Annotated in this window: 11 protein-coding genes; 2 read left to right on the top strand and 9 right to left on the bottom strand. The window is 64.7% G+C overall.

Annotated elements, in window-relative coordinates:
- Positions 1 to 4 precede the first annotated feature (4 nt).
- The 4 genes from WFP44_RS00280 to WFP44_RS00265 are packed head-to-tail and all read right to left on the bottom strand — an operon-like array spanning position 5 to position 3,112.
- The gene (locus WFP44_RS00280) at positions 5 to 796 is read right to left on the bottom strand and encodes a nuclear transport factor 2 family protein (RefSeq protein WP_336924336.1); all 792 of its coding nucleotides are present in this window, start codon (positions 794 to 796) and stop codon (positions 5 to 7) included.
- Between the two features lie 2 nt (positions 797 to 798).
- Positions 799 to 1,506, bottom strand: coding sequence for a nuclear transport factor 2 family protein (locus WFP44_RS00275; protein ID WP_336924335.1), 708 nt, complete (start codon positions 1,504 to 1,506; stop codon positions 799 to 801).
- Positions 1,503 to 2,204 (bottom strand): nuclear transport factor 2 family protein, encoded by a 702-nt coding sequence (locus WFP44_RS00270; protein ID WP_336924334.1) that lies wholly within the window; start codon positions 2,202 to 2,204, stop codon positions 1,503 to 1,505. The genes WFP44_RS00275 and WFP44_RS00270 overlap by 4 nt, the downstream gene beginning before the upstream one ends.
- Positions 2,201 to 3,112: an SMP-30/gluconolactonase/LRE family protein gene (locus tag WFP44_RS00265; RefSeq protein WP_336924333.1), complete on the bottom strand. Its 912-nt coding sequence runs from the start codon at positions 3,110 to 3,112 to the stop codon at positions 2,201 to 2,203. The genes WFP44_RS00270 and WFP44_RS00265 overlap by 4 nt, the downstream gene beginning before the upstream one ends.
- Positions 3,113 to 3,325: 213 nt before the next feature.
- On the opposite strand from WFP44_RS00265, the gene WFP44_RS00260 reads away from it, so the two are divergent.
- A complete protein-coding gene (locus WFP44_RS00260; protein WP_336924332.1) occupies positions 3,326 to 4,522 on the top strand; it encodes a Gfo/Idh/MocA family protein in 1,197 nt (398 codons plus the stop codon).
- Here the strand turns inward: WFP44_RS00260 and WFP44_RS00255 are convergent.
- From WFP44_RS00255 to uxaC, 5 genes are all read right to left on the bottom strand, one after another.
- Entirely contained in the window at positions 4,519 to 5,511 is a 993-nt protein-coding gene (locus WFP44_RS00255; RefSeq protein WP_336924331.1) for a sugar kinase, read from the bottom strand. The two genes, WFP44_RS00260 and WFP44_RS00255, sit on opposite strands and share 4 nt — an antisense overlap.
- A gap of 4 nt (positions 5,512 to 5,515) precedes the next feature.
- The gene (locus WFP44_RS00250) at positions 5,516 to 6,844 is read right to left on the bottom strand and encodes an MFS transporter (RefSeq protein ID WP_336924330.1); all 1,329 of its coding nucleotides are present in this window, start codon (positions 6,842 to 6,844) and stop codon (positions 5,516 to 5,518) included.
- Positions 6,845 to 6,931: 87 nt separating this feature from the next.
- Positions 6,932 to 7,954 (bottom strand): glycoside hydrolase family 5 protein, encoded by a 1,023-nt coding sequence (locus tag WFP44_RS00245; protein WP_336924329.1) that lies wholly within the window; start codon positions 7,952 to 7,954, stop codon positions 6,932 to 6,934.
- The gene (locus tag WFP44_RS00240; protein ID WP_336924328.1) at positions 7,951 to 9,318 is read right to left on the bottom strand and encodes a mannitol dehydrogenase family protein; all 1,368 of its coding nucleotides are present in this window, start codon (positions 9,316 to 9,318) and stop codon (positions 7,951 to 7,953) included. The genes WFP44_RS00245 and WFP44_RS00240 overlap by 4 nt, the downstream gene beginning before the upstream one ends.
- A complete protein-coding gene (gene uxaC, locus WFP44_RS00235) occupies positions 9,315 to 10,715 on the bottom strand; it encodes a glucuronate isomerase (protein ID WP_336924327.1) in 1,401 nt (466 codons plus the stop codon). The genes WFP44_RS00240 and uxaC overlap by 4 nt, the downstream gene beginning before the upstream one ends.
- A gap of 73 nt (positions 10,716 to 10,788) precedes the next feature.
- On the opposite strand from uxaC, the gene manD reads away from it, so the two are divergent.
- Positions 10,789 to 11,997: a D-mannonate dehydratase ManD gene (manD, locus tag WFP44_RS00230; protein ID WP_336924326.1), complete on the top strand. Its 1,209-nt coding sequence runs from the start codon at positions 10,789 to 10,791 to the stop codon at positions 11,995 to 11,997.
- The last annotated feature ends 2 nt before the right edge of the window (positions 11,998 to 11,999 follow it).

Raw genomic sequence — 11,999 nt, 5'->3', positions numbered from 1 at the left:
CGTTCTAGTCTCTCGGCGGCAGCGCAATGGGCTGCGTCCCGTCCACCTGCCGCCCCACGCCCAGCGCTTCCATCTGCGCCGCCGTGCCGGGCGGGCGGTGATAGGCGCCCACCGTGCCCACATCGGGCACGAACGGTTCCCCCGTTACCGGGTTGGGATAATGGAAGGGGGCAATGTAATAGGCAGGATAGGTCAGATAGACCGTGCTGGGCGGCAGATCTGGCGGCGGATTGAACTTGTCGGGCCAGGTGTTGTTGAGCGCGTTTTCGCCCCAGCCCTGCCAGTTGGTATACATGGTGAAGGGGCCGGTCAGGCGGCTGATGCGCCAGATGCCGTCCTCGCCCTTTTCAAACTCGTCCTCGTACAGCGGCAGGCCCCAGCCCGAACTTGCCATCACGAACGCGCGGCCGCGCAGCCAGCCGGTGCGCCCGTCGGGGCTGGTATTGGTCACGGTCTGGAACTGCATATGGTTGGTAATCATGCCCACATTCGCGCCATCGGGGCCAAAGGCGACCTGCATATATTCCAGCACGCGCGGCCGGCCGACAAAGATGCCCTTGCCGCCGATTTCCAGCGTCGCATCCTCGGCAAACAGGTTGGCGAGATGCGTCCATTGCCCCTTGTCGACGAAATAGCCATAGGTGCGTTGCAACCGCTCGATCGCGTTGATGTCCTCCAGCCGGGTGATGCGGGCATCAAGGCTATCGAGCATGGCGTCCACGCTCTCCTCCGGCTCCTGCGCGGCGGCGGGAGAAGCGACCAGCAAAGCGGCGGCGGTCAGAAGCAGCAGGCGCATCGTCACGGCCTCCCCGCAATGTCATCGCGCGGCTGCACCAGCTCGATCACCTCGCCGGTCACCGGGTGGGGATAGCTGAAGGGCGGGATGTAGTTCTGCGGGAAGGCGCGATACACCACGGATGGCGGCTCATCGGGCGGGAACAGCGCGCTGGGGCCATCCATGGGGATCGCGCTGCGTGTCCAGCCCAGATCGTAATCGGTGGTGCCGGTGGGGTAGAAGTGCAGGCTGGCGATCTTCCACACGCCGCCTTCCTTTACATACCGGTTTTCGTAAATCCCCACGCCCCATTGGCCGTTCGCGCCCGGCTCTGCCAGCATCACCATGCCCTGAAACCGCCCGGTGGCGCTGCGGCCATCGGGGGCGACGGTGATCACCGCCTGCAACTGCATATGGTTGTTGAGATATCCGCGCCCCAGACGTTCCGGCCCGAACAGCAGCAGCGCGCGCTCGATCCGCTGCGGGCCGATATAGACCCCGCTCTGCCCGTATTCGAACCGGCCATTGCGGGCGAACAATTGCGCCACTTCGCGCCAAAGCCCCTTGTCGAAATAATAGCCATAGGTCGCCTGAAGCAGCTCGATTGCGCCCGCATCCTCCAGCCGCTCCACCCGTTCGCGCATGGCGGCCAATCGTTGCTCGGCACTTTGCGCGGCGGCGGGGGTGGCGATCAGAGCGGCCAAGGCGGCAAGGATGAAAAGCCTGCTCATTGCACCGCCCTCCCCGTCACCGGATGGGGCGCGCGAAACGGCGGCACCTGCACCGCCGGGAACGGCTGATAGCTGGCCGTGGGCGGGCGATCAGGCGGGAAATCCACCGAAGCCTGGCTGCGCGCCAGCCCTTCGCCATCCTGCAAACGCGCCCAGCCGCGCGCATAGGGGGCAACAAAATTGACGTAGAGATGCAGGCTCTTGATCTTCCACACCCCGCCTTCGCGGACATAGGTGTTCTCGTAAATCCCGTCGCGCCATTCGGCGTGGCTCCGGTATTGCCCCAGCATCCCCAGATCGCGCCAGCGCGCGGTGGCGCTGCGGGCATCGGGCGCAACCACAATGGCGGGTTGCAGCGTGACCCATTCGTTCAATTGGCCGTAGATCAGCCCCTCCTGCCCGCCATGCAGGCGGCGCAGATAATCCTCGATCCGCGCCGGGCCTTGATAGACGCCGTCGATCCCGATCTCGATCGTGCCATCGGCGGCGAACAGTGCGGCGGCCTGATCCCACAGCCCGCGATCGACATAAAAGCCGAAGGCCCGTTGCAGGTTGAGAATGGCGCGGGTGCCTTCCAGCACTTCCACACGGCGGGTGAGTTCTGCCGCTTCGGCGCGGATGGCGGCATCGCTCATCTGCGCGGCGGCGGGGACGGGCAGCGCCAGCAGGGTCGTGGCGAGGACAAGGCGGCGCATCATTCCGCCTCCGGTATGGCGACAGACCGGATCACGAAGGGGCCGGGGTCTTCGCCGGCGGCAGGGCCGAACAGGAACCGCAGCTTTCCTTCGGGATAGAAGGCGCGGCCATTCACGGCGGTGACCGAGCTGGCGTAGTCGATGCCGCTGGCGATGGTCTGGAAAATTACCGGGCCGGTTTCGGGGATGGTCAGCACCGTGATCACGCCGCCGTTGCCTTCCGATTGCAGCATGCGTCCATCAGCCAGCGCACGCAGCCCGTCAGGCCCCTGCAACGGGCGCGAGGTCTGCATCACCTCGACATTGTCGAACAGCCCGTTGTCCTCGATCCCGATGCGCAACAGGGTGTTGCGCTGGATGGCATTGGCATAGAGCGTTCCATCGGAACTGAAACTGATGCCGTCGATGGAAGCGAACTCCGGGTCGACGGCCCACGATTCGAACGCTGCCCCGCCGTTTGCCAGCTTCAGGATGCGTCCGCCCAGCGTTTCGGTGGCATAGACTTCGCCATTCGCCGCCACGGTCATGTCGTTGCACATCGCCGGGCCTTCGACATTCAGCGGATAGGTTGCGGCAAGCGCGCCATCACTCAACCGGAAGGTCTTGATCTGCGGCGCCCCGCCGGGCGTTCCCATCGCCGGATTGCTGCACACCCAGAGCAGGCCGCGCGGCTCGTCCGCCAGCACGCCGAACACAGTGGCAAGGCCGTTCGCTTCATCCGGCACGATCCACGGGGTTGCTGTTGCGCTGCCCGGCGCGGCGCGGAAGACGATGCCCGGATTGCTGCCGATATAAAGCGTGCCGTCCGCGGCAGACGTAATGCTTTCGGGGAAAAGCCGTTCGCCCTGCATCACGATATCCGGTGGGATCGTCGGCTGCGCCTCAGCTCCGTGCGCACAGGCCGCCAGCAACGGCGCTGCGCACAGAGCTGCAACAAACCGACTCTGCCTGATTGCTCTCCCCACCTCGCGCGCCCTCCCAAACGCAGGGCCGCCATCATAAGCCGCTGGCCCGCGCTGAAAAGCCCCGGCTTGCGCCAAATTGTCGCAGGGCCTTTTGCGCTTGCGGCGACGGTGCCGAAGCGGCAATGTTTGCGCTACCAAATGGCAAGAGAGGATCGGGCGATGGACAAAGCGGACAAGACGGGCACCAACCTCTCGCGGCGCGAATTGCTGGCTGGCGGCGCGGCGGCGGCATCACTGGCGGCGCTATCCGCCAGCACATCGGCGCAGGAAGCCATCGGCCAGCCGCTGCTCGGCAATCCGCAATTGCCCGATATGCCGGGCGAGCGGATGCGCTGGGCGATTGTGGGCCTTGGCACCTTTGCCGTGGGGCAGGTGATCCCCGGCTTTGGCGATGCGCGCCACAGCCGCATCACCGCCTTTGTTTCGGGAAATGCGGAAAAGGCGCGGACGCTGGGCGCGGCTTACGGCGTGTCCCGCTTTTACGATTACGCCGGATACGATGCGATCGCCAACGATCCGGAGATTGACTGCGTCTTCATCGCGTTGCCGGTGGGGTTGCACGCCGAATACACGATCCGCGCGCTGCAGGCAGGCAAGCACGTGCTGTGCGAAAAGCCGATGTGTTCGACCGTGGCCGAGGCCGAGGCGATGGTAGCCGCCGCGCGCGCCGCCAACCGGCAATTGGGCGTGGCCTACCGCGTGCATTTCGAACCCAATAACCGCGACACGCTGCGCCGGATCACCGCAGGCGAACTGGGCGCACTGCGCCATGTCAGCGCCGATCACGGCTTTTCCGCCAATCCGCAATATCCGCCGCACAAATGGCGGCTGGAAAAGCAACTGGCGGGCGGCGGGTCGCTGTTCGACATCGGCGTCTATGGCATCAACACCTCGCTGATGATGCTGCCGGGCGACCGGGTGGTGGGCGTGACCGCGCATTATTCGACACCTGCGGGCGATGCGCGTTTTGCCGAGGTGGAAGGCGGGGTGGATTACCGCCTGCGCATGGCCAGCGGCATCAATGTGCAGGGCTCCTCTTCCTATTGCTGGAGCCCCTATGTCAGCCGCCAGCGTTATTTCGGCGCGGATGCCAGCATCGAGATGCAGCCGGCCACCACATATGACGACAACCGGATCCTGCTCGAAGGCGGCGGGCAGCCCCCGCGCGAATTCCGGGCAGGCAATCCAATGCAGCAATTTGCCGCGCAGGTGGATGGCTTTTCGGCCGCCGCGCGCGCCAATGTGCTGCATCTGACGCCGGGCGAGATGGGCCTGCGCGATATGCGGATCATGGAAGCCATCTATGCCAGCGCCGATGCCGATGGCGCGGTGGTGGCGGTGGATATTCCGGTCTAGCGCTGAATATCCGCGCCCGCGCCATACAGATCATCGGGCGTGAAATCGGGCAGATCGCCGGGCATGGCGTGCTTCAGCGCCATCAACGCCACGCCCGCGCGCGCCGCGCCGCCCAGATCGGTGGGGTCTTCCAGCCAGCGGTGCAGCACACCGGTGGCAAAGGCATCGCCCGTGCCGATCCGTTCCACGATGTGGGGCAGTCCCACCTCGTCCGCCTCGGCAAAATCGTCGCGCGCGTCGATCCGCGCGCCCACAAATTGCGCACCGCCCTGCTCCACCTCACGTCGGGTAGAGGCAACGAGGCTGCATTGCGGAAAGGCTTCGAACAGGGCAAGTGCCACCGCACGCGGGCTTTCGCCCAACAGGTCGCGGCCCAGCAAAAGCGCCGCATCACGGTGATTGCCGAAGATCAGGTCTGCCTGCGCCACCAGCGGAACCAGCACATCGCGCGGATTGCGGGCCGAAGTGGCCCACAGGCTGGCGCGGAAATTGCCGTCAAAACTGATAGTGCAACCGCCCTCGCGCGCCGCAGCTACCATGGCCAGCGTCGCCTCCGCCCCTGCCTCGCTCACCGCGGGGGAAATGCCCGAAATGTGCAGGTGGCGAACCCCAATCAGCGCTGATGCCGGATCATAGGCGGCTGCCTGTGCAAGGGCAAAGGCACTGCCCGCCCGGTCATACAGCACGCCGCCGCCGCGCGGGCCAGCGGCGGGTTCGTGGAAATAGAGGCCCATGCGTCCCGGCCCCGCGCCAGTATGCGTCAGGTCGATCCCTTCTGCCGCCAGCCGCCGCCGGGCAATTTCGCCCAGCGCGCTGGCGGGAAGGGTCGAGATGACGCGCGCCGCATGGCCCAGTTGCGCGAGGCCGACAGCCACATTCGCCTCTGCCCCGCCCACATGGATGTCAAGGCCCACCGCACGCCGCAGCGACGCACCAGCCTGTGGGGCCAGCCGCAGCAGGATCTCCCCGAACACTGCTACTGTCGCCATTGCCTCAATCCTCCGGCATCCGGGCTGCTTCCATGCGCGGCACCAATAGCTGAATGATCACGAAGGCAATGACATAGGCCATGCCGGCATAAATCACTATCGGCACATAGGATCCGGTTAATTCCAGCGTCCAGCCGGTTGCCTGCGCGATCAGCATCCCGCCCACTGCCCCTGCCGCACCGCCCATACCCGCAATCGTGGCGACCGCGCGGCGCGGATAGAGGTCGGAAATCATCGCGAAGATGTTGGAGCTGAAGGCCTGATGCGCGGCTGTTCCCATGCCGATCAGCAGCACCGCCACCAGCGGGCTGGAGGCATTGGCCACCGTCACCAACGGCACGGCAAACAGCGCGGCGATGAACAGCGTGGTCTTGCGTGCGCGGTTGATCGACCAGCCGCGCGCGATGAAGTGGGAAGACAGCCAGCCCCCCGCCACTGCGCCCACATCGGCCAGCAGATAGACGCCGATCAGCGCCGGGCCAATCGTGGCAAGGATGCCGGTTTCGCCCTTGGGAAACAGTTCCATGCCCTGCGTCTTGGCGAGGAAATCGGGCAGCCAGAACAGGAACAGATACCAGACCGGATCGGTGAAAAACTTGCCGCAGATGAAATACCATGCCTGCCGCTGTTTCAGCGCATCCTTCCAGCCCAGCGGGCGGCCCGCCACATCCTCGCCATCCTGCTGGATCCAGGCGCGCTCTGCGTCGGTCACCTTTTCATGCGTGGCCGGCGTGCGGAAAAAACGCAGCCACGCCCACAGCACGACAAAGCCGATGGCGCCGGTCACCAGAAAGGCCATTTCCCAGCCGTAGAAGCCGGCAATGCCGATGGCGATGATCGGCGTCATCAGCACGCCCACATTCGCGCCGGCATTCAATATGCCCACGCCCAGCGCGCGCTCGCGCTTGGGGAACCATTCGGCGACCGATTTGACCGCGCCGGGATAGGCCGCGCTTTCCGCCACGCCCAGCACCATGCGCGCCAGCATGAAGGACAGCACGCTGCGCGCTGCCGCGTGGAAACAGGCAGCGATGCTCCACACCGCGATGGCAATGGCCACGCCCTTGCGCGTGCCCACCTTGTCCAGCCAGCGCCCCACAAACAGCAGGCCAAGGCCGTAGCTGGCCTGAAACGCGGTGACGATATTGCCGTAATCGACCTCGCTCCAGCCCAGATCCTGCTCGATCACGGGCTTGAGCACGCCCAGTATCTGGCGGTCGATATAATTGATGGTGATGACGAAGAACAGGATCGCGCAGATAGCCCAGCGATAGCGGCCCTGCGGCTTGCCCATGCCAACAGGCGATACGCCGCCAGATGCAGGCGCGCTCACGCGCGGCGCTCCCGGCCCGGATAAGTCTTGCGGGACATTGTTTCCCCTCCCCCTGATAGCGCTACCATATGGCGCGCGGGCGAGAGGTCAATAGCCGTCCGCAATATTGGCGGTGCGGATGCGGTCGCGCAAAATGCGCCCGCCTTCAGTCAGATGCTCCTCGCGCCAGCCCGCCACCGGCGCGCCGGGCACCAGCGCGGCGCTGGTTTCGTCCCGGTCGCCGACAGACCAGGCCATCCACGACACGCCGTTCGCCTCGGCCCAGTCCCACCAGGCGTTGGAGGATTCGAGGTCGATCGGGCCATTGCCCGTTGCCTCGACAATGCCGAATTCGGTCACCATCAGCGCAAGGCCCGCGGCCAGCGCCGCATCACCCTTGGCGCGCAGGCCTTCTTTGTGGGTGGCGGCATAGTAATGCAGCGTGTAGCCGATATTGCTCCCGTCCAGCCGGTCGGCGGCGGCTATATCGACATCCTGGCTCCAGCTGGGGGAACCCACGATGATCAGATTGTCGGGATCATGCGCCCGGATCGCGGCGATCATCCGCTCGTGATAGGGCTTCACATCGCGGCTCCATTCCACCCCGTCGCGCAGCGGCTCGTTGAACGGCTCGTAAATCAGGTGGGGGAGATGGCCGTAGCGCCGGGCGATCTCGGACAGGAAATATTCGGCGTGTTCGGGGTGATTGCGGTGCGCGTGCCAATCGACCACCACATAGATACCGTTGGCCACCGCCGCCTCGATCACGACCGATGCCTTGGCCAGTTCACGCTCCATATGGAACAGCGCGCTGTCGTTCCCCTCGGCCGCGATGGCAGCGCGGATGACGGTGATCTTCCAGTCGCGAACCAGCCAGTCGACCGTTTCGGCGGTGTAGTATTGCGGGGCCCACTGGCTCCAGAACAGGCTCATCCCGCGCAATGTGACGGGCTGGCCGCTGGCATCCACCACGCGGTTTCCGGCGATCGAGAGCGCACCATGCCGGGCCACGGGGCTGCCTTCGGGCGCGGCCATTACAGAACTGGCGACAGAGGCCGAAGACGTGCTCGCACAGCCGCCAAGGGACAACGCAGCCACGGCCATCACGGCCGCCGCAAAGATCGGCTTCATGACATCTGCTCCTCATAAGCGGCTGCAATCGCGGCGATATCTTGCGCCGAGGGAATCCAGCGCGATCGCAGCAATCCGCCGGGGCCGAACACCGACACAATCTGCGCGGGAATGTCGCGCGAGGCGACTTCCTGCCACAGCCAGTCGGCGAGCGGATCGTCCAGCCACCGCCCGTCAGCCACGTGCCACAGAAAGGCCGCAATGCCCGACAAGATCGCAGGACACGGCCCCTGCGCCTCGGCCAGCGTAGCCAGCCAGCGCTGCGGCAGTTTTTGGCTGCCATCCATCGCGATTTGTGCCAGCCGGTGTTCCAGCGCGGGGTTGTCAAAACGTTGCATCAGTTGCGCGGCATAGGCCGCCAGATCCTGCCCCGGCGCAGGGATCAGCGTGGGCGCGGCTTCCTGCCGCATCAGCCGTTCCACATCGGTGCGGATGGCGGGATCGCCCATGGCCTGGTGCACGAATTCATGGCCCGCCCGCAGCCCCCGATAGGCCAGCAGCGAATGGGCACCGTTCAGCATCCGCAGCTTGGCTGTTTCATAAGGCGCCACATCGGCAACCATTTGCACGCCATACCGCTCAAAGGCAGGGCGCGGCCCGGCAAAGCGGTCCTCGATCACGAACTGGCTGAACGGCTCGGTAAACACAGCGCCCCGGTCTTGCATCCCCAACCGGCGTTCCAGTGCGGCAAGATCGGCCGGCGTGCTGGCCGGCACGATGCGGTCCACCATCGTCGATGGCGTGGTGCAATGCGCGGCAAACCAGCCGGCCACATCGGGTGCTTCCTGCTCCAGCCACGCCTTCACCAATCGTCCCAGCAAACGGCCATTTTCCGGCAGGTTGTCGCAGCACAACACGGTCAGCCCCGGCAAGCCCTGTTCCATGCGCCGCTTCATTGCCGCAGCCAGCAGCGGATAGAAACTTGCCCCGGCGGCATGGGCGTCAACCGATCCGTCAGCGTTCCGGCAATAGCCTTTCTCGGTTACGGTAAAGCTGACCATATGGCACGATGCGGATGCAATGCGATCAACGATCGCCTCGCTCTCGCGCCCGGCCACCAGCACTTCGCGCAAGGCTCCCACAACGTAAGTGGCAGGGCCGCCTTCGCCGTGCTCGGTCAGCGTGTAAAGGCCGCCTTGCGGGTTCAGCGCCTCGCTCACCTTGCGCGACCGCAGCGACACGCCGGTAATGGCCCAGCCGCTTTCGCCAGCTGCCATCGCCGCGTCGCAATAGGCCGCCAGATGCGCACGGGCAAAGGCGCCAAGCCCGAAATGCACCACGCCCACCTCTTGCCCGGCAAAATCATAGGGCGGAGACGGCACATGGACAGGCAGATGCCGCAGCGTGTCGGGTGCCAGCCTCACAGCCGGTAGGCCTTCTTCGCCAGATCATAGGCCAGATCCTGCGCCAGCTCGAAGGCCTCGTCCTCCTCCAGCCGGTGTTCCATCACCAGCTCGGCCAGAAAGCCGCAATCCACCCGGCGCGCCACATCGTGCCGGGCAGGGATCGACAGGAAGGCGCGCGTATCGTCGTTGAAGCCCACGGTGTTGTAGAAGCCCGCCGTTTCGGTCACCATGCGGCGGAAGCGGCGCATCCCTTCCGGGCTGTCATGGAACCACCAGGCCGGCCCCAGTTTGAGGCATGGATAATGCCCCGCCAGCGGCGCCAGTTCGCGGGCATAGGTGCTTTCATCGAGGGTGAAGAGGATCAGCGAAAAGCCCGGCGCATTGCCGAACCGGTCGAGCAGGGGTTTCAGCGCATGGACATAATCGGTGCGCAGCGGAATATCCGCGCCCACATCGCGGCCAAAGCGGGCGAACAGATCGGCGTTGTGGTTGCGGTAGGAACCGGGGTGCAATTGCATCACCAGCCCGTCCTCCACACTCATCCGCGCCATTTCGGTCAGCATCTGCGCGCGGAACAGTTCGGCATCCTGCGAGCTGGCGTGTCCGCCTTTCACGCGGTCGAACAGGCTCTCCGCCTCATGCCCGGACAGATCGGCGGTTTGCGCGGTGGGGTGGCCGTGATCGGTGCTGGTTGCGCCCATGCCCTTGAAGAAGGCGCGGCGCTGCCGGTGCGCCGCGAGGTAGCCGTGCCAGCTGCCGCAATCCTCCCCCGTCAGTTCCGCCAGCAGCGCCAGATTTGTCGCGAAGCCTTCGAATTCCGGATCAACCACCGGATCGGGGCGGTAGGCGGTAATCACGCGGCCCTGCCAACCCGATTGCCGGATCGCCGCATGATGCTCCAACGAGTCGAGCGGGCTTTCGGTGGTGGCGAGCACTTCGATATTGAAGCGTTCGAACAGGGCGCGCGGGGCACATTCCGGCGTCGCCAGCGCATCGGTGATCCGGTCATAGGCGGCGTCCGCCGTCTCCGCATCCAGCCGCATAGCGATGCCGAACACCTCGGACAACACCCAATCCATCCACATCCGGCTGGGGGTGCCGCGAAACAGATGGTAATGCTGCGCAAAAATGCGCCATGCTTCGCGTGGGTCGGCGGCTGCGCCTTTCACCCCCAGCGCCTCCAGCGGGACACCTTGCGAATAGAGCATCCGTGTAAGGTAGTGATCGGGTTGCAGCAGCAATTCGGCCGCATTGCCAAAGGATTTGTTCAACGCAAACCAGGCAGGGTCGGTATGGCCGTGCGGGCTGATGATCGGCAGCCTGGCCACCGTGCCATACAGCTCTCGCGCCAGCGCCCGCGCCGATGGTTCCAACGGGAACAACCGGTCTTCATTGAGCACAAGCGGCCTTGGCACCCTCAACTCCTCTCGCTTTTTTTGCGCATTGTGGCTAGCGCGATGGTAGCGCTAACGGGAAAGGGTATCGCGCATGAAAATCACCGCTGCAAGGGTTATCGTCTGTTCGCCGGGGCGCAATTTCGTGACCCTGCTGATCGAAACCGATCAAGGCGTTACCGGTATTGGCGATGCCACGCTGAACGGGCGCGAATTGTCGGTGGCATCCTATCTCACCGATCACGTGATACCCAATTTGATCGGCCGCGATCCCCGCCAGAGCGAGGATATCTGGCAATTCCTCTATCGCGGCGCATATTGGCGGCGCGGGCCGGTGACGATGAGCGCGATTTCCGCGGTCGATACCGCCTTGTGGGATATCAAGGCGAAGCTGGCCGGGATGCCGCTTTACCAATTGCTGGGCGGAAAAAGCCGGGAACGGGTGCTGGTTTACGGCCATGCCAATGGCAACACGCTGGAAGAAACCGTGGATGCAGTGGGCCAGTATATCGCCATGGGATACAAGGCGATCCGCGCGCAAAGCGGCATCCCCGGCATTGCCAAGGCCTATGGCGTCGCGCGCGGAACGCTGCATTACGAACCCGCCGATGCTGCCCTTCCCACCGAGACGGTGTGGGACACGCCCAAATATCTGCGGTTCGTCCCCAAGCTGTTCGAAAAACTGCGTGAAACCTATGGTGACGAGCCGGAATTGCTGCACGATGTGCATCACCGCCTGACCCCGAACGAGGCGGCGCAACTGGGCAAATCGCTGGAGCCGTATCGCCTTTTCTGGATGGAGGATGCAACCCCTGCGGAAAACCAGCAGGCCTTCCGCCTGATCCGCGAACGCACCACCACACCGCTGGCCGTGGGGGAGATTTTCAACACGATCTGGGATTGCAAGGAACTGATCGAAAACCAGCTGATCGACTATATCCGCACCACCGTGCTGCGCGCGGGCGGCATCACCCATCTGCGCCGCATTGCCGATTTTGCTGCACTCTATCAGGTGCGCACGGGCAGCCACGGGGCCACCGACCTCTCGCCCGTCACCATGGGCGCAGCGCTGCATTTCGACACCTGGGTGCCCAATTTCGGCATTCAGGAATATATGCGCCATTCGGAAGAAACCGACGCGGTCTTCCCGCATGACTACCGCTTCGAAGCAGGCCACCTCTATTGCGGCGAAAGCCCCGGCCACGGCGTGACCATTGATGAGGAGCTGGCGGCCAAATACCCCTACAAGCCTGCACAGCTCCCCATCGCCCGGCTGGAAGATGGGACAATGTGGAACTGGTGATC

Source organism: Alteraurantiacibacter palmitatis (assembly GCF_037154115.1).
Classification (GTDB): Bacteria; Pseudomonadota; Alphaproteobacteria; order Sphingomonadales; family Sphingomonadaceae; genus Alteraurantiacibacter; species Alteraurantiacibacter palmitatis.
This window is presented reverse-complemented; position numbering and strand designations above follow the sequence as displayed.